General features: G+C 66.2%; 28 protein-coding genes. 10 read left to right on the top strand and 18 right to left on the bottom strand.

Features of this window, described 5'->3' with window-relative positions; all coding sequences use genetic code 11:
* Window positions 1–59: 59 nt before the first annotated feature.
* Window positions 60–254, bottom strand: coding sequence for a DUF397 domain-containing protein (locus ABZV44_RS16600; RefSeq protein ID WP_354836793.1), 195 nt, complete (start codon window positions 252–254; stop codon window positions 60–62).
* Window positions 251–1,156 carry a helix-turn-helix transcriptional regulator gene (locus ABZV44_RS16595; RefSeq protein WP_354837074.1) on the bottom strand — a complete coding sequence of 302 codons (906 nt, stop codon included), beginning with the start codon at window positions 1,154–1,156 and terminating at the stop codon, window positions 251–253. Before ABZV44_RS16595 ends, ABZV44_RS16600 begins: the two co-directional genes overlap by 4 nt.
* A gap of 172 nt (window positions 1,157–1,328) precedes the next feature.
* On the opposite strand from ABZV44_RS16595, the gene ABZV44_RS16590 reads away from it, so the two are divergent.
* The 3 genes from ABZV44_RS16590 to ABZV44_RS16580 all read left to right on the top strand — a co-directional run bounded on the left by ABZV44_RS16590 (window position 1,329) and on the right by ABZV44_RS16580 (window position 2,821).
* A complete protein-coding gene (locus ABZV44_RS16590) occupies window positions 1,329–1,532 on the top strand; it encodes a hypothetical protein (protein WP_354837100.1) in 204 nt (67 codons plus the stop codon).
* 4 nt (window positions 1,533–1,536) lie between these two features.
* Window positions 1,537–1,761: a hypothetical protein gene (locus tag ABZV44_RS16585; RefSeq protein ID WP_354836791.1), complete on the top strand. Its 225-nt coding sequence runs from the start codon at window positions 1,537–1,539 to the stop codon at window positions 1,759–1,761.
* Between the two features lie 304 nt (window positions 1,762–2,065).
* Window positions 2,066–2,821 (top strand): type 1 glutamine amidotransferase domain-containing protein, encoded by a 756-nt coding sequence (locus ABZV44_RS16580; protein ID WP_354836789.1) that lies wholly within the window; start codon window positions 2,066–2,068, stop codon window positions 2,819–2,821.
* Between the two features lie 57 nt (window positions 2,822–2,878).
* On the opposite strand, the gene ABZV44_RS16575 is transcribed toward ABZV44_RS16580, so the two are convergent.
* From ABZV44_RS16575 to ABZV44_RS16565, 3 genes are read right to left on the bottom strand one after another with little or no spacing between them, the layout of a single operon-like run.
* Window positions 2,879–3,892, bottom strand: coding sequence for a hypothetical protein (locus tag ABZV44_RS16575; RefSeq protein ID WP_354836787.1), 1,014 nt, complete (start codon window positions 3,890–3,892; stop codon window positions 2,879–2,881).
* On the bottom strand, window positions 3,889–5,223 hold the full coding sequence (locus ABZV44_RS16570; protein ID WP_354836785.1) for a peroxidase: 1,335 nt from the start codon (window positions 5,221–5,223) through the stop codon (window positions 3,889–3,891). The genes ABZV44_RS16575 and ABZV44_RS16570 overlap by 4 nt, the downstream gene beginning before the upstream one ends.
* Before the next feature lie 9 nt (window positions 5,224–5,232).
* Window positions 5,233–5,793 carry a hypothetical protein gene (locus tag ABZV44_RS16565; RefSeq protein WP_354836783.1) on the bottom strand — a complete coding sequence of 187 codons (561 nt, stop codon included), beginning with the start codon at window positions 5,791–5,793 and terminating at the stop codon, window positions 5,233–5,235.
* A gap of 196 nt (window positions 5,794–5,989) precedes the next feature.
* Between ABZV44_RS16565 and ABZV44_RS16560 the strand changes: the two genes are divergently transcribed.
* Both ABZV44_RS16560 and ABZV44_RS16555 read left to right on the top strand, forming a co-directional pair.
* The gene (locus ABZV44_RS16560) at window positions 5,990–6,697 is read left to right on the top strand and encodes a hypothetical protein (protein WP_354836781.1); all 708 of its coding nucleotides are present in this window, start codon (window positions 5,990–5,992) and stop codon (window positions 6,695–6,697) included.
* The gene (locus ABZV44_RS16555) at window positions 6,694–7,167 is read left to right on the top strand and encodes a hypothetical protein (protein WP_354836779.1); all 474 of its coding nucleotides are present in this window, start codon (window positions 6,694–6,696) and stop codon (window positions 7,165–7,167) included. The genes ABZV44_RS16560 and ABZV44_RS16555 overlap by 4 nt, the downstream gene beginning before the upstream one ends.
* A 767-nt stretch (window positions 7,168–7,934) precedes the next feature.
* Here ABZV44_RS16555 and ABZV44_RS16550 read toward each other — a convergent pair.
* The 5 genes from ABZV44_RS16550 to ABZV44_RS16530 all read right to left on the bottom strand — a co-directional run bounded on the left by ABZV44_RS16550 (window position 7,935) and on the right by ABZV44_RS16530 (window position 13,491).
* Window positions 7,935–8,756, bottom strand: coding sequence for a YceI family protein (locus tag ABZV44_RS16550; RefSeq protein WP_354836777.1), 822 nt, complete (start codon window positions 8,754–8,756; stop codon window positions 7,935–7,937).
* Complete coding sequence (locus ABZV44_RS16545) at window positions 8,753–9,520, bottom strand: carboxypeptidase-like regulatory domain-containing protein (protein ID WP_354837072.1); 768 nt, start codon at window positions 9,518–9,520, stop codon at window positions 8,753–8,755. Before ABZV44_RS16545 ends, ABZV44_RS16550 begins: the two co-directional genes overlap by 4 nt.
* The gene (locus ABZV44_RS16540) at window positions 9,520–11,442 is read right to left on the bottom strand and encodes an MDR family MFS transporter (RefSeq protein ID WP_354836775.1); all 1,923 of its coding nucleotides are present in this window, start codon (window positions 11,440–11,442) and stop codon (window positions 9,520–9,522) included. The genes ABZV44_RS16545 and ABZV44_RS16540 overlap by 1 nt, the downstream gene beginning before the upstream one ends.
* On the bottom strand, window positions 11,439–11,963 hold the full coding sequence (locus tag ABZV44_RS16535) for a MarR family transcriptional regulator (RefSeq protein ID WP_354836773.1): 525 nt from the start codon (window positions 11,961–11,963) through the stop codon (window positions 11,439–11,441). Before ABZV44_RS16535 ends, ABZV44_RS16540 begins: the two co-directional genes overlap by 4 nt.
* A 397-nt stretch (window positions 11,964–12,360) precedes the next feature.
* The gene (locus ABZV44_RS16530) at window positions 12,361–13,491 is read right to left on the bottom strand and encodes a helix-turn-helix domain-containing protein (RefSeq protein WP_354836771.1); all 1,131 of its coding nucleotides are present in this window, start codon (window positions 13,489–13,491) and stop codon (window positions 12,361–12,363) included.
* A gap of 141 nt (window positions 13,492–13,632) precedes the next feature.
* Between ABZV44_RS16530 and ABZV44_RS16525 the strand changes: the two genes are divergently transcribed.
* Window positions 13,633–15,177, top strand: a complete 1,545-nt coding sequence (locus ABZV44_RS16525) for a long-chain fatty acid--CoA ligase (RefSeq protein WP_354837070.1) — start codon at window positions 13,633–13,635, stop codon at window positions 15,175–15,177.
* 244 nt (window positions 15,178–15,421) lie between these two features.
* Here the strand turns inward: ABZV44_RS16525 and ABZV44_RS16520 are convergent, their stop codons facing one another.
* The 3 genes from ABZV44_RS16520 to ABZV44_RS16510 form a co-directional block, all read right to left on the bottom strand.
* Window positions 15,422–15,733 (bottom strand): hypothetical protein, encoded by a 312-nt coding sequence (locus ABZV44_RS16520; protein WP_354836769.1) that lies wholly within the window; start codon window positions 15,731–15,733, stop codon window positions 15,422–15,424.
* Window positions 15,734–15,801: 68 nt separating this feature from the next.
* Entirely contained in the window at window positions 15,802–16,350 is a 549-nt protein-coding gene (locus ABZV44_RS16515; protein WP_354836768.1) for a hypothetical protein, read from the bottom strand.
* Window positions 16,351–16,622: 272 nt separating this feature from the next.
* Window positions 16,623–17,432 carry a PIG-L family deacetylase gene (locus tag ABZV44_RS16510; protein ID WP_354836767.1) on the bottom strand — a complete coding sequence of 270 codons (810 nt, stop codon included), beginning with the start codon at window positions 17,430–17,432 and terminating at the stop codon, window positions 16,623–16,625.
* Between the two features lie 295 nt (window positions 17,433–17,727).
* Between ABZV44_RS16510 and ABZV44_RS16505 the strand changes: the two genes are divergently transcribed.
* Window positions 17,728–18,486, top strand: a complete 759-nt coding sequence (locus tag ABZV44_RS16505) for a dienelactone hydrolase family protein (RefSeq protein ID WP_354836766.1) — start codon at window positions 17,728–17,730, stop codon at window positions 18,484–18,486.
* Between the two features lie 192 nt (window positions 18,487–18,678).
* On the opposite strand, the gene ABZV44_RS16500 is transcribed toward ABZV44_RS16505, so the two are convergent.
* Genes ABZV44_RS16500 through ABZV44_RS16490 form a run of 3 tightly spaced genes read right to left on the bottom strand, consistent with a single transcriptional unit; the run spans window position 18,679 to window position 20,208 of the window.
* Window positions 18,679–19,305 carry a hypothetical protein gene (locus ABZV44_RS16500; RefSeq protein WP_354836764.1) on the bottom strand — a complete coding sequence of 209 codons (627 nt, stop codon included), beginning with the start codon at window positions 19,303–19,305 and terminating at the stop codon, window positions 18,679–18,681.
* Between the two features lie 56 nt (window positions 19,306–19,361).
* Window positions 19,362–19,652, bottom strand: a complete 291-nt coding sequence (locus tag ABZV44_RS16495; protein ID WP_354836762.1) for a hypothetical protein — start codon at window positions 19,650–19,652, stop codon at window positions 19,362–19,364.
* A gap of 19 nt (window positions 19,653–19,671) precedes the next feature.
* Window positions 19,672–20,208: a helix-turn-helix domain-containing protein gene (locus ABZV44_RS16490; protein WP_354836760.1), complete on the bottom strand. Its 537-nt coding sequence runs from the start codon at window positions 20,206–20,208 to the stop codon at window positions 19,672–19,674.
* Window positions 20,209–20,266: 58 nt separating this feature from the next.
* On the opposite strand from ABZV44_RS16490, the gene ABZV44_RS16485 reads away from it, so the two are divergent.
* From ABZV44_RS16485 to ABZV44_RS16475, 3 genes are all read left to right on the top strand, one after another.
* Window positions 20,267–20,911, top strand: a complete 645-nt coding sequence (locus ABZV44_RS16485; protein WP_354836758.1) for a dihydrofolate reductase family protein — start codon at window positions 20,267–20,269, stop codon at window positions 20,909–20,911.
* 95 nt (window positions 20,912–21,006) lie between these two features.
* The gene (locus ABZV44_RS16480) at window positions 21,007–21,393 is read left to right on the top strand and encodes a VOC family protein (protein ID WP_354836756.1); all 387 of its coding nucleotides are present in this window, start codon (window positions 21,007–21,009) and stop codon (window positions 21,391–21,393) included.
* Window positions 21,394–21,526: 133 nt separating this feature from the next.
* Window positions 21,527–21,889 carry a hypothetical protein gene (locus tag ABZV44_RS16475; RefSeq protein ID WP_354836754.1) on the top strand — a complete coding sequence of 121 codons (363 nt, stop codon included), beginning with the start codon at window positions 21,527–21,529 and terminating at the stop codon, window positions 21,887–21,889.
* A 28-nt stretch (window positions 21,890–21,917) separates the two neighbouring features.
* Here ABZV44_RS16475 and ABZV44_RS16470 read toward each other — a convergent pair whose 3' ends face one another.
* Both ABZV44_RS16470 and ABZV44_RS16465 read right to left on the bottom strand, forming a co-directional pair.
* Window positions 21,918–22,559 (bottom strand): alpha/beta hydrolase, encoded by a 642-nt coding sequence (locus ABZV44_RS16470; RefSeq protein ID WP_354836752.1) that lies wholly within the window; start codon window positions 22,557–22,559, stop codon window positions 21,918–21,920.
* A 306-nt stretch (window positions 22,560–22,865) separates the two neighbouring features.
* A complete protein-coding gene (locus tag ABZV44_RS16465) occupies window positions 22,866–23,333 on the bottom strand; it encodes a MaoC/PaaZ C-terminal domain-containing protein (RefSeq protein WP_354836750.1) in 468 nt (155 codons plus the stop codon).
* Window positions 23,334–23,346: the final 13 nt, after the last annotated feature.

The raw sequence follows: 23,346 nt of genomic DNA, 5'->3' as shown, positions 1-23,346 counted from the left end.
CAGGGCAAATTCCCCGCTGGTGATCTCCGCCTCCATCCGCCGAGATCACCAGCTGCATCTCATCGCCAGATCCCACTACCGAGGAATCGATCCCACTGCTCACCGGAGAAGACGAGCACCGGCCCACCCGGATCCTTCGAATCACGCACCCCGACGAGCCCGGCATCGTCGGCGAAGGCGATCTCGACACACTCCGAAGCGTTCGGGGACTTGCTGGATTTGAACCATTGGGCGTTGGAAAGATCGAAGCTCACGCGGTGCACTCCTTCGCGATGCGCCACACCAGATCGCGGCTGGCGTCCTCACTCAACGCTACCTGCCGGAGGGTATCGATGGCCCGCCGATGCCGTGCGATGACCTCCCGCTGTTCGAGATAGATCGCCCCTTCATAGCCTTCGATGTAGACGACCGGCGGCTCGACCAATCTGTTTGTGAGTGGCGGGAATTCGAGCAGCGTGAAAGACCGCACCACCAGACCGCAGTTGTTTTCGGTGGCGGCAGGGACCACTCGAATCGATACGTTCTCGCGCTCGCCGGCCTCACTGAGCCGCCGCAGCTGTGCGGCCATGACGGACGGTCCGCCAGGCCGATGTCGCAGCACCGCCTCCGACAGCAGCGCGTCGAGCCGGAAGTCGTCCTGTTCGAGCCGCGCCTGCCGCCGGGCGGAGAACTCGAGGCGGCGCTCGATATCGACGGCGGACAGTTCCAGCTCGGCGAAGCCGATGAGGGTTCGGCGGTACTCAGCGGTCTGCAACAGGCCAGGTACCAGCGAAAGTTGATGTGTTGTCAGGTGATCCGCCTCTTCCTCCAGTCTCAGGTAGTGATCGAAGTGCGCATCCAGCTGATCGCTGTAGGCCCGCCACCAGCCGGCGGTGCCGCCCTGCGCCTTCATGATGAGATCCTGTTGCTTGACCTCCTCCCACAACCGCAGCACCTCGTCCCGTTTCGGGCTCGGATTGGGGACGCCGTAGAACTCGAGTAGGTCCCTGATCTGTGCTGTGCACATCTTGACCCGCTGGCCGTCCTCCAGTCGTCCGACGCTCTGGGGTGACATCTCGATATGCCGACCGGCCGCGAGTTGCCCCTTTCCGGCCTGAAGGCGAAAGCTTCGGAGCACACGTCCAAATGCCCTGCGGGGCAATGTCGATCCCGCCATTTCGTTAGCCTCTCTATCTGGGAAGCTCCGTACTGGAATAGCCCTCGGTGGATGTCCGACGAATTGGAATGAATTGCACGATTCGATGGTGTCAATTCGTCCCGAGCAGTGTCTACTGAATACGGCGCGCCACACCGAATCTCGAAGAATTCCTCGCAAAAGGGAGTCCGAAATGCCCTGGGACGCATGGGCGCTGCTGTCCATCATAGTGGTCTGCACCGCCATCACCGCCCGCACCGCGTGGGACTCGTACCGGCTCGGTCGCGAGTCCCGCCACACCACCCTCCGCCTGCCCCTGTCCACCGGCGGCCACCTCGACATCCCCTGTCCGCCAGGCCATCCCACCGGCCGCCATCGCCCCCAAACCCTGAGGTGACCCGATGACTCCCGCCGAAGTAGCGGTACTTACCACCCTCCACCCGGATCGTGTTCTGACCGCCCCGCAAATCCAGCAGTCCGCCGCACTGACCAGCTGGCGCACCCGAAATGCCCTCTCCCGCCTGGAATCCCGGGGACTCATCAATCCTAGTCGCCCGCGTGGCCGCTACCGCATCACCCCGCGCGGCCGAGCTGCCCTCGTCGCCAAGGCCCGCCGCTTCGCCTGACCCGGCTCGTCTCGGGCGAGGCAGGAAGGGATGAGTCGATTTCCCCGGGCCGGGTGGCAGCGTCGGCCCGGGGGCAGGGTCTGTTGGTCACCGATCGCAGTGCTGTGAACGAACAGCGGCGGTGCCCAGGCCGAAGACCTGCGAAGCACATAATGGCTGCGCCGTATCGGCGATGTCGAATATTGGGCTGGTCGAAAGATACCTTGTGCCGTAGTGCATTCGGCGGCAGCCCGGCGTTGAGAGCTATCTCGGCAGGTAGGTTGCTCGATCCGGCCACGGAGACGAAGCCTGTAATAATGCCGTCATGCGCGTACTGATGCCGCTCCCCGACAGCGATTTCGATGTCACCGAGGTGGCGGTGCCCTGGCGGATTCTTACCGACGCTGGACACCAGGTGGTATTCGCGACCGAGCACGCCGGCACCGTTCCCCACGCCGATCCACGGCTGCTCACCGGAGTGCTGTTCGGGCAGTTGGGGGCCGAGGACGAGCCGAAGCAGTACTACCAGCAACTCACCGAATCTCCCGAATTTCGGGCGACGGTGTCCTGGTCCGACCTCGAGGTCGAGGAATACGACGGGCTCATTCTGCCCGGTGGCCACGCACCCCGCATGCGGCAGTACCTCGGTTCCGACCTGCTACGACAACAGGTCGCCAGGTTCTGGGCGCTGGAGCGTCCGGTCGGCGCGATCTGCCACGGAGTACTGGTGCTGGCCCGCGCCAACGACCCGTCTACGGGCCGTAGTGTGCTGGCCGACCGCAGCACCACCTGCCTACCGAAATATATGGAACGTACCGCCTACTTTCTCACCGCTTGGCGCTTGGGCCGCTATTACCGCACCTACTCCGCATACGTCGAGGACGAGGTTCGCGACGCCCTCGTCCATCCCGACAGCCAATTTCGAAGGGGGCCAATCGAACTCGTTCGACGCGGCACTGCCACCGACGACAACCCCGCGTTCGTCGTCTTGGATGGCAACTACCTGTCCGCCCGATGGCCGGGCGACGCCTACCTTTTCGCTCGCCGCTACCTCGACCTGCTTGCCGCGGCTGCGCCTTAACCAACCCGGGCGCCGTAGGGTGCGGCGATGGCCTATGTGCGCACCGTGGGCGCCAGGTCATTTCATGGTGGCGAGGTTGTGCCAGAGGTGTCTGAGGCTGTCGGTGCCGCCGAAGAGCGTGGTGAAGTTGGTGGAATCGATGAGCAGGATGTCGCCGGCGCGCGGGCCAGCGGGCGGCATCCAGATCAAGGTGTTGAATTCGGTGTTTCCGGCGCTGGTGAAAGGATGCGGTCGGTGGGGGTCGACGCGCTGGCTGGCCAGCACGCGGAGCGAGGCGCTTTCGGGCGCTGTGAGTTGGTAGTGCGGCAAGTGGGGGTGGAAGTTGAATGTGGTGACCTGGTCGAGAAGTTGGGGCGTGTCCAGGTCGCGGAACGCGGTGACGGGGGCGATCTGATCGGTGCCTTCGACGACTGCCGGGCGTAGGCCCCAGATGTTGTGCACCGGCACGTCGAGCGCATTCATCAGCGAGCGCGTGTACTGGCCGAATCGCTGCTGGCGGGGCACCAGCGGATCGCCGTGATGCTGGTATTCGATCTGTCGCTGCGCGTTGTCGTCGGTGAAGCCGACGTCGTGGTGTGGCGCCAGCAGCAGACAGGTGCCCTCCCGTTGCAGCCACTCACGGATGGCGTCGATCTCCTCGGGCGCGGCCTGCTGTTCGGCGAGGACATGGTCGAGCCCGAACACCATCAGGGTGTCGGTGTCGGCCAGGATGCGTTCGTCGATGGGCAGGAAGTAGCCGGCCTGATCGATGCGCTGGAAGACCGCGACGGGATGGCCGGTGGCCTGCCCCGCCAGCTGCTGGAAATCCAGTGTCGAGCGGTGGAACAGCTCGAGGGTGCCGGCGATACCTTGCAGGAAATGGTCCTTGTCGTATTCGGGGGTCTCGTAGGCCGGCCAGGTGACGTTGCGGACCTCGGTCATCGTGGAGAAGCGGTTGTAGATTTCGGCGGGGTCGCGTTGGGCTTCCCAGGGGTAGCTCCACGTCCAGTAAATGCTGACCCGCCGCCGCCCGTCGGCCATGCGCGGAATGTGGCTCTGGTTGTAGGTGCGTGCCGTCGGCAGGCTGCTCATGAGGTCACCTCTCGGTTTTCGAGCGTGGCCAGGTAGCGCAGGGCGCTGATACCGGGCAGGAAGAAGTACGCTCCGCCTTTGAGAGTGGTGAAGGCGGGCAGGCCCGTGAACACCTTTCGGATCGGGCGCTTGGGGATGGTGAATTCCAGGGTGCCGTCCTGGGCGCCGCAAATGGGGTCGTGCTCATTGCCGAGTTCGTGGAATGCCTTGTCGTTGATCCAGACGTTCTGGGCGAACTCGAACTGGCGAACCAGGCTGGCGCAGATGATGAACGCCGCGATGCCCCGGTCCGCGCCGTCGTCGGGCGCGTCCTCGGGCAGCGCCGGCCCGTAGGTGGCACCGCGGCGAATCATCCTGCGCCGGTTCATGTTCACCGCGGTGTCGCGCGGGTTGAGTCGGCGCGCATGCGAGCCCAGCGGCACCGCATAACCGTGCGGGTCCATCTGCTTGTAGTTGAAATCGTTGTTGCGCAAGGGATCTGCACCGAGCTGGGGATCGTCGTGGTCCGGTGACAGCACGAGCGGCGCGCCGCTGCGCCACCGGCCCATGATTTTGGCGGCGAGGAGCTCCTGCCCGTCCGGCGTGTCGGCGTTCTCACGCAGGAAGTCCCGGAAGGCACCCACGTGTTCTTGCAGCCGCCGGTAGGCCATGTAGCTGCCGTTGCGGGACAAGACCTCCGGCTGCGGCAGCCCGTGGGGTGGCCCGTCCTCGTCGGGGTAGCCCAGGATGAATTCACCGGGTTGCAGCGGCGCGCCCGAGCCCGGGGTCGGTTCTTCCCCGGATCCTTCCATCACCGGCTGGGACAGGCGATCTCGAAACCCGAAGTGGTCGTGGGCGTAGTTGAACGGCGGTGTCGCGTTCAAATCCAGGAACGACAACACGCGCACCCCCGGACAGCCGGCCACCAGTTTCTCGTGTTCGGCCGTGCAGCGCTGGCGTTCTTCCTCGGTGCGGGCGAACAGGATTGCGATGGCATGCAGGTCGGCGCCGGCCAGTCCGCCCACCCAGTTGTCGGGATGATTGGCGCCGGTGTCGCCCAGGATGTCGGCCCGGGCGGCCATGCCCTCGCGGAATTCGTCGGGAAAGGTGGCAAGCGCTCGGTCTGGAACCCCGAGTGCCCGCAACCCATTCCAGGTGAAGGCCAGTGTGACCCACCGCTGCGAACTGTCCATCGTGGCGCGCACGTCCGCGGCCGACTGCACCCGGTCCAGCAGCGGCGTCAACCAGGCCCGGCCCCCGGCGGGGTCGTCGAAGGACAGGAACTCATAGCGGCCGGTCACCGCCGGGGTGCGGGTCAGCAGGATGTGCTGAATATCCTCGAGTTCGAGCATGGCCCCGGGCTACTGCATCTGATCGAGCATGTCGGAGAACGCCGCCTTCGCCCGCAGCGCCTTCTTGATCTCGTCAGCGGTGGCGTAGGGGTACTCGCCGTACTCGAGGAAGCTCGGAAATTGGTGTTTGCGAACGAATTCCACGAATGACTCCGGATTCTCCTTCCAGTCCTCCGGGAATCCCTCGAGGTTCGTGAAGACGGTGTCGATACCCGTCTGCGAGAACAGCGTCACGGCGTCTTCGGTGTACTTGTCGAAATCGGTATCGAAGATGCCCTGATATTGGAAGTACAACCCGAATCCGACGTCGAACAGCAGCCACCGCAGGTAGTGCAGCCGGAGCGGTGCCAATACGTCCGGGCTTGCGGCCACCGCGTCCTGGATCCGCTGGCCGTGGGCGCGGATGGCCTCTTCCCGGCCAGGTTTCACCTTCGCGATGATCGAGAACCCGTAGCAGGCCGGGGTTCGTGGAAAAGTGGGACCGTATCGGCCGCGTTGCAGTTCGAAGTAGCCCTCCTTGGGAATGGCCAGCGCTGCTGGTTTACTCCAGTCCTGATCGGCGGATGGCATGTTGTCCACACCTTTCGCAATAAGCCACCTATTGAGACCGTGTCGTAACCTGCATTCGGCACCGAATACGGATGCCGCGAATCGGCTGAGGTCGGGGTGAAATTGTTGTCGATTTGTTAGGCTGCCCGACCGCGATACGCGGTGGCGATACCGCCGAATTCCCGGGGCAGGCAACCCATTCTGGCAGGATGACCGTATGCCGACTCCGTCGCAACAGAGCAAGCCTGCGCCGCCTCTGGGCCAACTGTCAACGCCGCGAGCCGCCGCACTGGCCGGAGTGCTCTTCGCGATATTACTCGGTACGACGTTGATCCTGATCCGCATTCAAATGCCCGACCACGTCGAGGATTCGGCGCAATGGCTGCAGAGCCGGCGCGGCGCGCTCACCACGGCGACCGTGCTGATGCCATTCGCCGGAATCAGCTTCCTGTGGTTCATCGGCGTCGTCCGCGACGGGTTCGGACGCCACGAAGACCGATTCTTCCTGACGGTATTCCTGTGCAGCGGACTGCTCTTCGTCGCGATGATGTTCGTCGCGACCGCTGGTATCGCCGGTCTTGTGACGAGTAACAACAGCGTCACCGATCCGGCCGCCCGCACCGAGGTGATCAATTTCGCCAGGATGATGGTGATCTCGGCGAGCCAAACCTACGCGCTGCGGATGGCCGCGGTGTTCATGATCTCGCTCGCGACGATTTGGTTGAAGACCAGGCTGATGCCCCGCTGGCTCGTCGCGCTCAGCTACCTGGCCGCCCTGGTGCTGCTGATCGGCAGCGAGATGAGCCGGTGGCTGACCCTGGTGTTTCCGGTCTGGGTGCTCGTGGTCAGCTGCTTGCTCCTGGCCCGCGCCGGACTGATCGGTGAGCGGCGCGACGAGGGCGATCTGTCTCGGAGGCTTTCGTGAACGAGCCATCTTCGCCGCGTTCGCCCGACCTGGAGCTGGTCTACTTCGCGGTGGCGGACCGGCACCTGCAATACGAAAATCTGCTCTGGCAGGTGCCTGCGCTCAGTCTGACCGCTCAGGCCTTCCTGTTCAGTATCGCGATGGGAGCGGGCAACGACCCCGTCGCGCGGGTCGTCTCCTCGCTCCTCGCGCTGATCGTCTCGATCATGTCGATCATGTTGATGGCGAGTCATCGCCTCGCCGGCCGCAAGGATGAGCTCTGGCTGGAGCGTTTCGAACAGAACGAACTCGACGTGGGAACCTGGGGCGCACACGGCGCCGCATTCGCGCGGCGACAAGACATCGCCGACCTGGACGCGGGGCTTGTGGGCAAGCTGACACCGATGCGGCAGATGTTCAAGGTATGGGTCGTCGGACTTGGTTGCTTCGGCGTAGCCGCCGTCTTCATGATCCTGCGGACACTGATCTGATCGGTCTCGGCAATTGAGCAGTCTCCGCTGGTCGACATGCTGGACCCGCGAATGGAGACTTCTGGCCCCTAGCGGACGCTGGCCGATCGCGGTTAGCCTGAAGATCGTCCTTTCTCAAAAACTGTGGAGAGGACGTCGCTTCGGTCGACAACAGCTACCGGAGCCGCCAGGTCGACGTGGTAGTGACAGTGCCTGGCACCGGACCATTCCCACACAGGATCTGGTTCGGCAACTTCATCGTGTGGCTATCGCTCGTCATCAGGACCATGACAAACGGTCGGGGTCGAGAACGACGAAGTGTGTCATGAGCCGCTTCCGAGAGCGGCGAAACGAGCGACAGCAGTCGTACCACTGTCTGCCTCAGCAGACTTCGCCGCTCAATCACCAGCGCAGCGGCTCGGCGGCAATCACTGAGGTTGCCCGGCTGCACTGGACAAGTCACTCGACATCGAGGAACAGATATGTCCAGCAAAATGATCAAGTTCGTGGCCGCCATCGCTATTGCCCTGCCGTTGGGCGCTATCGCAGCTCCGGCAGCTTCGGCCGCGACGCCAAGTTCGACATCGACTGCGGTTACTCCCGCTGATGGATCAATTGCTATCTGCTTCCCCCTGGGCAGTGTGGTCTGGTGCATCTGAGACCACGGGCTGACGCCTCCGCATAGTTGGAAGGAGCTGCAAGGATCCTGTGGCATCCCCGGATTCCGACGACCCAGGGCCGGGGATGCCCCCCATACTCACCAGGCAGAGATATCGAACGCGTCCGCGCTACATCGCGGGTAGCCGGTCTCCCTGGATGAGCTCTATGTCCAGTTCGATACGCACGGTGGTGCCCACCGCGGCAATGCCCGCCTGCACCATGACGTTGTAGTCGAGCGCGAAATCCTCACGGTGCAACAGGGTTTCGGCGTGGAAGGCCGCGCGGACGCCGCCCCACGGGTCGGGGCCGTAGCCGCCGTAGGTGACCGTGAGTTCGGTGAGGCGGGTGCGGCCGTGCAGGGTCAGGGCGCCGGGCATCGACCAGCCGGTAGGGCCGGTGCGGTGTAATCCGGTGCCACGGAAGGTGATCAGCGGATAGCGCTCGACGTCGAGGAAGTCCGCCGACCGCAGGTGGTCGTCGCGCATGGCGATGCCGGTGTCGACGGTGGCGGCCTTGATCTCCGCGTATCCGGTGCTGCGCTCGAAGATCTCGGCAATGTCGAGGCGGCCGCCGACCTCGGCGAAGCGGGCCTTGATGCCGGCGATGCCGAGGTGGCGGGCGGTGACCAGGACGGTGGAGTGCGCCGGGTCGATGGTCCAGGGGCCCGGGGGTGGGGTGGTGACCGTGTCGGCGGAGCGTTCCAAGCGGATTTCGCCGAGAGTGCCCGCGCCGGTGGCCGAGATGCGGGCGATCAGCGCGACCGGCTGATGGCCGGGTGCGGTGACGACCGCGGTGTGCGTGCCCGGGGGCAGCGGCGCGGTGGCCGCCGCCCCGGTCGCATCGGCGGCGGCCCGGGCGAGCTGGTGGCCGTCGAGGCCGGTGACGGTGAGTACCGCCTCGGCGACCGGCCAGCCCTCCGGATCGCGGATCTCGGCGGTCAGGCCGGTCACGACAACTCCGCGGCCGGATCGGAACTCGTTGCGTAGAGCTCGGTTTCGCCCTGTTCCTCCGGAACCCGTTCGGGCTCGGTGCTTTCCAGGTCGTAGCCGAGCTCGACGGAGTGCTCGACCTCGCCGCCGAGCACGGTCACCCGGCTGGTCACCGGCGGATAGCCGCGGGCGACGACGGTGTACGCGCCCGCGTCCAGATCGGTGAGCGTGTAGTGGCCGTCCGTGTCGGTGCGGGTGGTTCCGACCGGCGTGCCCGCCGCGTCCAGCACGGTGACCTCGGCGTTCGCCACCGCCCGGCCATCGCCCCGGACCGTGCCGGTGAGCGCCGCCGTCGGGGTCAGTGCGATGTCGTAGCGCAGCAGGCCACCGGCGGGCACCACCAGTGCCGTGGCGGTCGGGCGCAGGCGTTCGGCCGCGGCCACCAGGGTGTACGTACCGGCTCCGACGCCGTGGCAGACATAACCACCGTCGTCACCGGAGATGGCCGCGCCGACCACCTCGCCGTGCAGATCGGTCACCGTAATGGTCACGCCCGCAAGCAGTTCGCCGCCCGCGGTGCGCACGGTGCCGGACAGTTCGCCCGAACCCTCCAGCGTGAGGTCCAGTTCCGGCGACCGCCCGTTCATCGACACATTCACCGCGGTCGGCATGTGCCCGTTGGCCGAAGCGATGAGCACATAGCTGCCGGTAGCGGGCGAGTCGATGCGATAGCGGCCGTTGTCACCGCCGGTGGCGCGCGAAACCTGATGCCCGCGTTGATCGATCAGGGTGAGCGCCGCGGCCGGACGGGGCTGCCGTCCGTCCGCTGGATCCGGCCGCCGATCGACGAGCCGTCCGCTCCGCCGAGTGCGGCGGTCGCGATCCGCTGCGCCATCGGGTCGTCGGCCGTCGCCGCCTGCTCACCGGCGAGCAGGGTGTGGCCGTTCGCGATGACGCTGTGCCCGTTGGCAATCGAGCTGTGCGCCGCCGCGGCCGCGGCCAGCACCGGCTCGGGCTGGGAGATCGCCTGGGCCGCACCCTCCCATACCTGGTCATCGGCCCACTCGGCCTCGGCCTCGCGCGCCGCGACCGCCGGATCGGACTGCGCGGCCAGGGGATCGGTGGCACGGGCCGGAGCGGCCGGGGCCTCCTGGAGCGGGATCTCCTTCATGAACAGCAGCACGATGCACGCCACCAGCGCCACTCCCGCCGCCGCCCAGAACACTCCGTGCATCGAGTTGGTGAACCCGATCAGAATGGGGTCGCGCACCTGCGCCGGCAGCGCCGCGATGCCCGCGGTATTGGACTGCACGCTGGAGAGCTTGTCGGCTGAGAATCCGGGCGGCAGGTGTCCGCCGAACGCGTCGGTGATCTTGTGCGGCAACAGGTTGAACAGGATCGTCAGGAAGACCGCGACGCCCAGCGTGCCGCCGACCTGCCGGAAGAAGGTCGCCGCCGCGGTCGACACACCCATATCCGAACGCGGCCCGGCATTCTGCACCGCGATGATCAGCGTCTGCATGCAGCCACCCAGGCCGAGACCGATGATGCCGCCGTAGACCAGCGGCTGCCACAGCGCGCTGTCGTACTGCACGGTCGCGTACAGCGCACCGCCGCAGGCGATGATGAACGTGCCCAGCACCGGCAGGATCTTGTACCGCCCGGTGCGCTTGGTGACCTGACCGGAGACCAGCGATCCGATCATGATGCCCGCCACCAGCGGCAGCATGAGCAGACCCGCCTTGGTGGGCGAGAAGCCGCGCACCACCTGCATGTACAGCGGGACCATGGAGATCGCGCCGAACATGGCGATACCGACGATGAAACCGCCCACGATGCACACCGTGAAGGTGGAATTCTTGAACAGCCGCAAGGGAATCAGCGCGGCGTCCGCCATCAGATGCTCGACGATGAGGAACAACACCAGGCCGACGAGCCCGATGCCGTAGCAGACCATCGCCCTGCCCGAACCCCAGCCCCAGCTGCGGCCCTGTTCGGCGACGATGAGCAACGGCACCACACAGATGGCCAGCGCCACCGCGCCGCCCCAGTCCACCCGCAGGTCACGCCGCTGGTGCGGCACATTGAGCACACGCGCCACCACACCGAGCGCGAGCACGCCGATCGGCACGTTCACCAGGAACACCCAGCGCCAGCCCTCGATCCCCCACAGGTGGTCGAAGCCGGAGAACCAGCCGCCCAGCACCGGCCCGAGCACGGTGGCGATACCGAAGGTCATCATGAAATAGCCCTGGTAGCGGGCTCTTTCGCGGGGCGGAACGATATCGCCGATGATCGTCATGGCCAGTGACATGAGCCCGCCCGCGCCCAGGCCCTGGAAGGCTCGATACCCCGCCAGCTCGTACATGGAGGTGGCGAACGTGCAGGCCGCGGAGCCGATGACGAACAGCCCGATCGCGGTGAGGTAGAAGGACTTTCGCCCGTAGATGTCGGCCAGCTTGCCGTAGAGCGGGGTGCTGATGGTGGCCGTGATCAGGTAGGCGGTGGTGGCCCAGGCCTGCTGGTCGAACCCGTGCAGGCTGTTGGCGATCTTGACGATCGCCACGCTGACGATGTTCTGGTCCAGCGCGGCCAGGAACATACCCAGCAGCAGGCCGGACAGGATGGTGAGGATCTGTCGATGCGACAGTTGGGGTGGAGCGCCTGCCGGTGCGCCTGCGTGCGCGTCGGTCGTCGCTGTTGTCATGTGTCGATGCCCTGTTTCGAATCGATTGTTGCGGTGGTCTTTTCGATGCCGTCCACGAGTCGCGCCAGCAGACCGGTCAACGCTGCCCGGTCGGCGGTGGACCAGTCGGCCACCATTTCGGCGATCCAGAGATTGCGCAGCCGCCGGTTCTCGGCGAAGACGCGCTCCCCGTCGGCGGTGGCCTTGAGCACGCACGCGCGTCCGTCGATCGGATCGGCGCCGCGCTCGACCAGTCCGTGGCGCACCAGGTTCCGGCTCTGCCGGCTGATGCTGGAGATCTCGGCGTGCAGCATTTCGGCGAGTTTCCCGGTGCGTTGCGGCCCGTCGTGGACCAGGGTGAACAGCATGGCGTAGGCCAGCTGTTCGAGTCCTTCGGGACCGTGTTTGATCACCCGATGCTTGGCCCTGCCGACGGCTCGCAGGAGCCGAACCAGTTGCGCCCCTAGCGCGTCGGCATCCCCCAGAGCCCCGGCGTCCGACAGGTCGGTGCTGGTATCGGGATCGTGGGTGGTGTGAGCCATTATCGGTTCCTTCTCACACTTAGTTAGCACGTGCAACTACTTGCGTGTGCCAACTATACCCACGTTCGCCCGCCGGATTCCAGTCCCGGGTCAGGCGGCCATCGCCGCGAACCAGAAGCGCGGCCGGGAAATTCATACCGGCAGGCTGCGTCGCTCCCAGCGCTGCCTCACCACGCCGTGAGGCCGGCACCTGTGCATCCAACTCGCCTGTCCGATGGTCTCGATGATCGGAGCGGCAGGCTGCGTCGCTCCCGGTGCAGCCTCACCACGCCGTGAGGCCGGCACCTGTGCACCCATTCGCCCAGTCCGGTGGTCTCGATGCGAGGCGCCTGTATCCAGCACCGCGGGAACCGCCCCTGCGGCGGGCGCGATGGCTCCCGCGTCCCCGGTTGCGGGCTCAGTCGTGACCGGTGGCGCGGCGGTGCTGGATCGCCCACCAGACCTGTAGCGCGGTGCCCGCACCGCGCAGATCGGTCGCGGCGAGTTCCTCGAAACGGGACAGGCGATAGCGAACGGTGTTGGGGTGCACGATGAGTCGCTCGGCGGTGGCGTCGACCCGCATGCCGGTGTCGAGGAAGCACTCGGCGGTGTCGATCAGGGTGCGGGCGGCCTCGCCGGGGCCGAGCGGGTCGAGGTAGCGGCGCACGAGTTCGGCGCCCAGCTCGGTGTCGGCGGCAATGGCGGGCAGCAGGCCGACGCGATCGAGGTCCAGCGGGCCGGTGAGGTCGAACAGCTGGGCGGTGGCGAGGACCCGGGTGGCCAGGCGGAAGGAGCGGTCCAGGTCCGCGATGCGCGTGGCTGGGCCGTAGGCGATCAGGCGGGACCCCTCGAGCCTGCTGGAGTTTTCCACAAAGCCCGCGAGATCGCCGTCCACGGTGGTGGCGAACCCGCGCATGGTCGAAATACCTTGCAGGGCAGGCACTGTCGGTCCCTCGTCTGGGCGGGACCGGTACGCGCGATACTCGCCGTCGACGTCGAGGCCGAGCTGCTGGGCGCGAATCTGCAGCTCCGCGGGGCCGATCGTGCCCAGCAGCAGGGCGCGGGTGATCTCGGCGCGGAACTGCTCGTCATGGCGGGCCAGCGCGATCTCGACCTCGCGATGGGCGGAACTGAAGGCGATGGAGGCCTGGTCGACGAGGTCGAGGAGGTCGGTGATGGACTCCAGCAGCACGCGGTCGGGAACCTTGCCGGCATGGGCGGCCGCGGTCAGCTCGGCCAGGATCTCGCGCACCGCGATGCGCCAGCCATTCTGCACATCGGCCAGTGAAATGCCCTGGCGAGCACGGGTTTCACCGAAATCCCGAATGGCGTTCAGATCGTCGGCGAGGAGTGGTCGGGATTCGTGCAGGGCCCGCGCGAGCCGCTCCAGGATGGATTCGGTGCTGCGCACAACGGTCGTCGCGGACAGGCGGGCGTAGTCGGGCATCTCGGCGCGGGCGCGGGCGACCACGCGCTCGGACGCCTCGGGGACCCGGTCCAGGACCCCGGTGATCATCCGTTGTTTCGCGCTCACGCGACTCGAACTCATGGTGCCCCGACCCTACGACCGGTGTCTTGGAGAAATCAACAATCCGGCGACCTGGAATTGAACCCCATCTCCATGGCGCACGTCACAGTGCCCGCGAATACTCGTGACACCGACCACAGTTGTTCGACGAAGGGTTACCCGATGTACCTGACCCAGGGGCTGCACCGCGCCGCCCAGCAGCGGCCCGACGGCGTCATGACCATCTGCGGCGAGCGGACCCGCACCAATCGGGAGGTGCTCGATCGTGTGTCCCGGCTGGCCGGGGCGCTGCGCGGGCTGGGGGTCGCGCCGGGGGACCGGGTGGCCATGCTGTCGCTGAACTCGGACCGGTACCACGAGTACCTGCTCGCGGTGCCCTGGGCGGACGCGGTGCTCAACCCGGTCAATATCCGCTGGAGCGCCGCCGAAATCGCCTACAGCCTCGCTGATTCCGACAGCCGCGTCCTCCTGGTGGACGACGCCTTCGCGGCTCTGGTGCCCGCATTGCGGGAGCGGTACGACGGACTGGCCACGGTGATCCACTGCGGTGACGGTGCGACGCCCGAGGGCATGGAGGCCTACGAGACGCTGATCGCCGCGGCCGAGCCCATCGCCGACGCCCGCCGCGGCGGTGGCGCGCTGGCCGGAATCTTCTACACCGGCGGCACCACCGGATTCCCCAAGGGCGTCATGCTCAGTCACGCGAATCTGATGACCTCCGCGCTCGGCGGCGTCGCCACCGGCTACCTGATGTCCCAGGACACGGTGTTCCTGCACGCCGCGCCCATGTTCCACCTGGCGGATCTGGCCGGTTGGCTGGGTGTGCTCATCGTCGGTGGCACCCATGTGACGGTTCCGGCCTTCGAACCCGTGGCGGTGCTGAGTTCCATTCGGCAGCACCGGGTCACCTCGAGCGTGCTGGTGCCGGTCATGATCCAGCTGCTCGCCGATCACCCACAGGCGGCCGAATTCGACCTGTCCAGCGTCGAGCACCTCATGTACGGTGCGTCCCCGATCTCGGAGGCGGTGCTCGAACGGGCCATGCGGCTGTTCCCCCGCGCCGGATTCACCCAGGCCTATGGCCAGACCGAGGCCTCGCCCATCATCACCCTGCTCGGCCCCGGCGAGCACCGGGCCGGCCGATTGCGTTCGGCGGGAAAGGCGGTGCCGCACAGCGAAATCCGCATTGTCGACGCCGACGGGCAGGATGTGCCGGCGGGTGCGGTCGGCGAGGTGGTGACCCGCGGCGGCCACGTCATGCTCGGCTACTGGAACAAGCCCGACGAGACCGCCGCCGCCCTCCGCGCGGGCTGGCTGCACACCGGCGACGGCGGCTACCTCGACGCCGAGGGCTTCCTGCACATCGTCGACCGGTTGAAGGACATGATCGTGTCCGGCGGTGAGAACGTCTACTCCGCCGAGGTGGAGAACGCCGTCGCCGCGCACCCCGCCGTGGCCGCGGTCGCCGTCATCGGCGTCCCCGACGACGAATGGGGTGAACGAGTCCACGCGGTCATCGTCTGCAAGCCCGGCCATTCGGTGACCCCGGGTGAGATCCGCGATCACACGCGGCAACTGATCGCCGGCTACAAGGCCCCGCGCAGCGTCGAGATCGTCGACGCCATGCCGGTGTCGGGAGCCGGAAAGATCCTGAAACGCGACCTGCGCGAACGGTATTGGGGAGACCACGCGCGCCTGGTCAACTGACGAGCCGAAGCCCTATCGGAGAATCGCGGCCGCCACCCGGACGGCTTCGCACCGCTGTGAAAGCCCGATCCGCACCTTCGACCTCCCCGTCCGAGCGAAGGTTCGAACGTATCGCGGAGGTGTATTGGGAACCAACCGAATTCGAGCCTTCAGTGGACGGGGCATCGTTGCCGGCCGGCCCTCACACTTCGGGCCGGGACACCCAGCGTGTCCCGGCCCGAAGTGTGCTGCGGAGCAGAAAGAACTACTGGCCGGTCTGGCAGACGCCGTTCAGGATCGCCGCGTTGTTACCGACCAGCGCGACGTCGCCCTTGGCCAGCGCGTCGGCGTAGTTGTCGATCGCCCACCGCTCCTGGCCGCCGGCGTCGATGGCGTGCAGGCGGTCGGCGGCTTCCTGCTTCTGCTGCGGGCTCGGGCCGAGCGAACCGTAGCTGGCGAGGATGTCGTTGGCGGCCTGGCAGGCCGGGGTGAGGGCGTTGGCGGTGCCGGCGGGCAGCACCAGCAGGGCGCCCACGGCGCTGGCGGCCAGCAGGGCGGAAGGCAGGATCTTGCGCATTCATTCACTCCCAAGAGATCGTGTGCGGTTGGCGCCTCCGAGTTTGCCCGATGCCCGCCGAAAATCGATCATCGACATCTGGTCAACGACCCACCATCGGGGCTGATTAGGGAGAAATCCCCCAATGGTGTGCAGTTCCCAGGCATCGGATAGGCGGCTCGCCGCCGTGAATCCGCGATGCGCACTGTCGGCCGCTCCCCGCATAGCGTGGGCTCGGCGTGTCGCCGAAGCGCACCGGGGCGGATCGTCTCGAGGCGGCGGGTGCGGCACGGTCCCTCAGCGTTCCCCGGCGGACCGTCCGCCCCGTCCGTTCTCGTCTGCTGCTGCCGATCCCGTTCGGCGATCCGTGCGAACAGCCGCACCACGACCTCCTCGAGCCGCAGGCCGAGCGATTCGGCCCGCAGCGCGGCCATCTCCAACGCGAACTCCCGGTCGGCGGGGGACGGATCGCTCAGGATCTCGTCCAGCGCCATCCCGTCGATGGCCTGCTCCCGGGTCAGATCCCACCCCGGCAGCCAGCTCAACACCCACGTACCACCGCCGGAACCGAACACCAGATGCGCGGTCTCGGGCGTCACATTGCTGGTAATCGCGCGACCGGATATGCGGAGCGCCATAGCCTTTCACCCTCTCGATCCCCTCGAAATCTACGGGTGCAGCCTTGAAGATCTCTATCGAATTGCTTGCCCCGCATTACAACCGAAGGTGTCCTCCGGCCTGCGGTAGCGTGCGTTCCCCTGGATCAAGATTACTTGCACGCGGCCGATGCGTAAAAGACGAATGATGTGAGGCGGGTACTGGGCACAGCGTCTGCCTATGTCGCCGAGTCCACCAGGTCACGACGGGCGGAACAACCCGCCGTGACGGTGTGGAGCGGGGACTGCGCCGGTCAGCGGAGGCCGGCGAAGAGGTCGGTTTCGCGGGTGGGTACGGCGACACGGTTGAAGTGGCGGACGAAGGATTCGGTGGCGAAGATCGTGTGCTGTAGTTCGGCGGGCAGTTGAAGGAACGGCACGCTGTCGCTCTGACTGGCGTGGGCCTCGAGCGCCTTGATCTTGCGCCGGGTATAGGGGGCTACGTCCATGACGGTGGTGATCTGATCCATGGGCGTGCCGAAGTTGTCCGGCGGCTCGAAGTCGATGAGGCCTCTCACCCGCAGATCCGCGAACATTTCGCTGGAGGATTCGCGCGGAAGCGCCGTGTAGTAGAGCTTGTCCGGGATATCGGTCGCCGCTGCCGCCGCCACCGCGACACGGTTGGCCTGGATGTGGTCAGGGTGGCCATAGTTGCCGTTTTCGTCATAGGTGACGACCACCTGTGGACGGTAGCGCCGCATGAGGTCCGCGAGTCGTGCGGCCGCCTGATCGACCGGAATATTCCAGAAGGCCTCGGGGTCGTGGTTGGCGTCCCAGCCGTCCATCCCCGAATCGCGGTAGCCGAGCAGCTCGACGTGCTGGATGTCCAGCAGCGCGGCAGACTCCTGAAGTTCGGAAAGTCGTTGTGCCCGTACCGCATTCGGATCGTGGCCGGGCGCGCCCGGCTTGATCCCGCCGGGCGCATCGCCCTGCTCGCCATTGGTGCAGGTCACCAGGACGGTCCGGATTCCTTCGGCGGCATACTGTGCGAAAACCCCACCGGTGCTGAGGACTTCGTCGTCCGGATGGGCATGTACGGCCATGATCGTCAGTTGGTCGGTCATGAGTCCCCATCCGTGTGTGCTCGGCGATTCGGTGCATTCACTCTACGAACCAACATCGCGACTCGGAGCGGTGATTCCCGTGTCTCGAGATCGCACGGCGACCAGCGCTGTGATCGGCACGTATACCGCGCGGGTATCACCGGGTGTTCGAAGTCATGAGATGGTGCCGAGGCGGGGATGGATGCTTGTTGTCGATGTGCGCGCCGCGCCATTCGCGTCTGTCCGCCGCCGAGTCGAATCGGCCGATCTTGCATGAGGTACGTTCGAAAGGGCCACGCGACAGGAGGATTCAACGATGACTGCTGTGCACGGGATGTCGGTCGACATTCGGACACCGGACGGAGTCGCGGACGCGTACGTCGTCCATCCCGACGATGGCGCGCCCCATCCGGGAGTGCTGGTGATCCAGGACGGGTTCGGGCTGCGGCCGAGCCTGCGGGCGCTGGCCGATCGTATTGCCGCCCACGGCTACACCGTCCTGCTGCCCAACGCCTTCTACCGGCACGGGCGCGCACCGGTGGTCGAGCTGCCGGACTTCATCGACCCGTCGGAGCGGCCGGAGATCTTCGAGCAGGTCTTCCCGATGATCCGCGAGCTGACACCGGAGCGAATGCGTTCCGATGCGGGCGCCTACCTCGACTGGCTGGCAGCGTCGCCGCGGGTCGCCCCGGGCAAGGTCGGTCTCACCGGCTACTGCATGGGTGCCCGGCTGGCGGTGATCATCGCCGCCATGTTCCCCGACCGGGTCGCGGCGGTGGCCGGATTCCACGGCGGACCGCTCGTCACCGACAGCCCGGAAAGTCCGCACCTGACCGTCGGAAACATCACGGGGGAGCTGTATTTCGCCCACGCCGGCGAGGACCACCACATGACTCCGGAGCACATTGCCCAGTTCGACAAGGCACTCGATGCCGCCGGTATCCGCCACCGCACCGAGGTCTACGAAGGCGCGCAACACGGCTACACCCAAGCCGACACCTCCGCCTACGACGCCGAGGCCGACGAACGCCACTACCGCGAACTACTGAACCTGTTCGACCGCAACCTGCGCTGACACCCAATTCGGCTGAGCCCAAGACCCTCGGTCCCGTACACGCGCAGCGTCCCACGATTCGCCACATCCGCGTCCTGGAACCGCAACCCCGGTCGTCGCTGCGAACATCATGGCGAGCGATGCGCTTGCGCTGCTGTGGGTCTCGACCGCTCGGACGGGCGGCGCCGGAGTGCCGGCGCCGCCCGGTGCGGGTTAACCCACCAACTCGGGGACGCGCAGGTGTGCGAGCGCGAGTTCGAACTCACCGACGTCGGTCACTTCGACGCCGGCCTGCTGGGTCGTGGATGCCCGGAGATCCGCGGCCTCCATGCTGTTGCGAGCCATGGCCTCGGCGCTGTCGAACGAGGCGCTCGAGACAGCGGTCCCGGTCGTCCGATTGACCATGAGACTGGCACTGCAGAAGCCTTCCAGCCCTTCCATGCCCGGCAGGGCAGCAGATCGGTAGACATTGATGGCCGAGTCGAGCCGATCCGGTGTGGTCCGGGTCCAGATCGCACGCACGCAGGCACCCTCCTGTGCGCGGTGGTCCCGATGCAGAACGGCGATATCCCATTCCTCGACCAGCGGTCCGCCACCCCCGAACATTTCGGCCGCGCGATCGCGAATCGGGCGAACTCGACCCTGACTGTCACGCATCGCGTCTTCGGTTTCCCACGCGGTCGTGGCGATGCACCGGCCGGAGCGTCGGTCGACCATGAGCGACAGGCCCACCCAACCGGGCATGTCCGCCAATTCGGACATCACTTCATCGCGCATGTAGGCAATCCCGGCATCAATAGAGGACAGCTGCGCCTGAATCGTGCTAGAGCGTGCGAACACGTTCGATCCACCTCCTCTGAGCGGGGGCAGCGCCTCGGTGACGCCACCGACGCCCCTCAGCCTGCCCCGGCAAGATCGCTGTGGCAATAGCCTGCCGGCAAACGCCCGGCAGCCATGGGTGAACAGCGGAAACAGATCACCCGGCGCCGCCCCGATGCCTGAGCGGATATCTCGACTTCCCGCGCATGCGGGCCGGCGGCGGCGTGGTAGGAGTACCACCGATATGGCGAATGCAGCTGCGAGACCTGGAAATCGGCAGAGAGCGAACGGTTCTCGTGCAAACCGACATGGTGTACTCCGGGCCGCACCGCGGCCGGCTGGTGAGGCAGTTCTTGCTTGCCGGTCACCGCCGAAGATCCGCGGCCGTTATCCGGTGGCGTACTGCTCTCGGCGGACTGCGGCTTCGTAAGCGGCAGTGAGTTCCGACAGGACGCCATCGGTCGGGGGCGGTGCGCCGTGTAGGTGGATGGCACGGAGTTCGGCCATGAATCGCTCCCACAGTGCGGGGCCGCCGGCGGCGAGGAGTTCGGCTCGCACGGTCAGCTCCGGGGTCGTATCGAGCCAGCGTGCGCCCCATGCGCCGAGCTGAGCCATGACCGGCACGAGCTGGATCGCCGCTTCGGTGAGATGGTATTCCACCTTCTGCCGGTGGCTCGGATCGTCGTCGCGGGTGAGCAGGCCCGCGTCGACGAGTTTCGACAGGCGAGCCGCGAGGATGTTCGAGGCGATGCCCTCGATGGATCCGGAGAGTAGTTCGCGGAAGTGGGTGGCGCCGCTGAACATGATGTCGCGCAGGACGATCAGACTCCACCGGTCCCCGAGCAGCTCGACCGTCATATTGATCGGGCAGCCCGACTTGCCCGGGGGCGTCGTCAGCTTGTCATGAGCAACTGGTTGCACCATGAGATCAGTCTAGGTACAGTCCAAACTGATTGCATATTGCAACCAGAAGGGATTGTCGATGGCGCAGATGGTTCGGGTTCACAATTTCAATCTCTCCACCGATGGCTACGGCGCCGGGGAGGGGCAAAGTCTCGCGCACCCGTTCGGTGATGCCGACGCGACCGCGCTGTTCTCCTGGTCCGGCGCCACCGCCCACGCGCCCACCCGGACCGAGCCCGGCGGCAGCTACGGCCTCGACGACTACTGCACCCGGGAATGGCACCGCAACATCGGCGCGGAAATCATGGGCCGCAACAAATTCGGTCCCCAACGCGGCCCGTGGGAGAACTACGAGTGGGAAGGCTGGTGGGGAGAGGAACCGCCCTTCCGCACACCGGTATTCGTCCTCACCCACCATGTACGGCCGTCGATCACCCGGGGCGCCACCACATTCCATTTCCTGAACACATCCCCGAAGGACGCCCTGGAACAGGCTTTCGAGGCCGCCGAAGGTAAGGACGTCCGCATCGGCGGCGGCGTGGCCACGGTCCGCCAATTCCTCGACGCCGACCTCATCGACACCCTCCATTTCGCCGTCGCGCCAGTCGAATTCGGCCACGGCGAAAGACTGTGGACAAGCCCCGGCGAACTCACCGACCGCTTCCACCTGGAGCAGATCCCGAGCCCGAGCGGCGTGACGCACCACTTCTTCTGGCGCCGATAGCTCGGATCATCTGGCGGTGCCGCCCGGGCGCGCGGGGCGGCACCGAGTCCGATGCGGTCTCGCCGGCAGCGGTGACGTTGCAGGACACTGAAATAATGGCTAATCGCTGGGTCGGGGTGACCATCGACTGCGTCGACGTCGAACGGGTGGCGGGCTTTTGGAGCGCGTTGCTGGACCGGCCGCGGGGGCCTTCCGAACCCGGCTGGGTCTATCTCGGGGATCCCGGGGATCAGCAGCCTCGCCTTGTCTTCCAGCCGGTGGCCGAGCCCAAGCGTGGCAAGGTACGGGTGCATCTTGATGTCGCAGTGGACGATATCGATCAGGGGATCGCCCAGGTTGTCGCGCTCGGCGGACGGTGGACGGGGGAGCGGCACGACTATGACGAGGGCGTGGTCGTCGTGATGTCTGACCCCGAGGAGCACGAATTCTGTCTTGTTCAGTACCGCTCGCTGTTCGGAGCAGACCCGACCGAGCGCGGTTGAACGGATCATCCCACCGATGACGGATTCGATGACCAATTCAATGCCCTACTGCGAGATGCCCAGTCCCTGTTAGAGTTCGCCGCCGTCTTTGTTTCGGGCTCGGCGGGGATTCGACAAGAGGAATGGGTTGGGGATGAAGCGTGTGTTCGGGGTGGGCTCGGCCGCCGCGGCGGCGTTCGCGATGGCAGTCGGTGTAGCGGGCGCAACCCCCGGCGATGTGAGCAACGGCGACCCGAATGTGCTTGCACAGCAGCAGATCCGGCACGTGTCGGTCGGAGTGGATATCCCCTCCGACACGTGGGTCTTCTCGCCCCCGGCCGCCGGACTCGCCTGCTACTGGGGTTACGTGCCGTACCCCGGCTATGACGCCCGGGGCAAGCCCTATTCGCCGTGGACGGACACGCTCCACGTGGTCGGACCCGGCGGCTGGACCGAACACCTCGACCCCGGTTCAGTGATCGAAACCAACTGCTACATGCACCGATCCGGTGTGTGATCCACCCTCGAAACGCCGGTGAATCAGGTCAGGGGCAGCCGGTGGCCAATGGCGCACCACGCAGCGCGGAATCGATCAACTGCTGCAATGCACCGTCGATCGGCTCTTGACCGTGGGAGACCGTACGGCCGGGGCAGAACGATTGGATACTGACATTGGTCGCACCCGGCAGCGGGCTCTTCTCCGCCCCGGCGTTGTCGGAGGAGAAGTGGTAGGCGATCAGGCCCGACGGCACCGCGGGATCCGCATTGAGCCGAGTCAGGAATGCCGAACCCGGCACCAGATCTTGGCAACCCGGGGACACCCCGGAGCATAGGGTTCCGAGGTCGTCACCTTGTTCGGGTGTGCCGTAGTCGATGTAGGTTCCGACCGAATCGATTCCGCCGAGGAATTTCACATAGGTCCGCTGTGCGAGACCGCCCATGGAGTGACCGACCAGATCCACCCGTCGCGCCCCGGTCTGTCGACGGATATCGGCGACCTTGTCGGCGACGGCCTGCGCTGACTCCGAGATCGGTGCTGTCCCCGTAGGATTCCCGGCCAGCACCATCGAAAAGGTGGAATATCCGCGTGCATCGAGCCAACCTTGGAGGCTCTCCAACCGCGCCTGATCCGCATAGATGCCGCCGATCACCAGGACCGGGTCCCGGTCACCGCCTTCCGCTGCCACTGCCCCGACCTGCCCCGTGACCAATCCTGTTGCCGCGCATAGCAGGACGATTCCTATGCGTGCGATCTGCCTGAGGGAGTGCATCGGCCCGCTTTCGTTGAAGATCCGACTGCCGTTCTACCACCGCAGTTATCAGCGTGCCGAGTCGGTGCAGCCGATCCGAATTTCTCGAGGGCGTTGCGGTGGTTCGCGACGGCGTGGCTTCAGAGCCTGGCATCGACCTGGCGGTCCAATCGGTCGCCGAGATCCTGAGCGCGGCACGCCAGGCCACCATAAGCAGGGCCGACAGCAATACCAGCGCGGGTGTCATGTAGCGGCGTTGCCTCGGCAGTGGACGTAGCCATCGAGTTCGATGATCATGACGCGCTCGTCGTGCTGGTTCGAGAGTTCGCCCTGGACGCGGACTTTCGCTCGCCCGCGCCGCGCCGGCGCGACCTCGGCGATCGTGACCCGGCCCGTAAGGGTGTCTCCGGGGTGGACCGGTTTCGGCAGCGTCATGCCCTTGACGTCGCGTCCGGCGACGATGGCCCATCGCGAGTAGACGCCGGCCACCGCGAGTCGTTGGAACACGCACAGAGTGTGTAGTCCGCTGGCGATCACACCGCCGAAGTGTTCACCATCGCCGACATGGATCGCCAGCGGATCCCATTGCTGCGCGAACGCGCGGATGGCCTCCTCGGTCAGGCTGTATCGGCCGAGTTCCTGTGTGACACCGATTATCTCGGTGAGGTCCTCGGCGTAGAGGCGCGCGCCTGTGGACTGGTTTCCGTTCATGGGATATCTCCTT

The organism is Nocardia sp. NPDC004860 (assembly GCF_040609015.1).
In the GTDB taxonomy this organism is placed as follows: domain Bacteria; phylum Actinomycetota; class Actinomycetes; order Mycobacteriales; family Mycobacteriaceae; genus Nocardia.
Note: the sequence above shows the minus strand (reverse complement) of the source record. Positions and strands in the feature narration are given on the sequence as shown.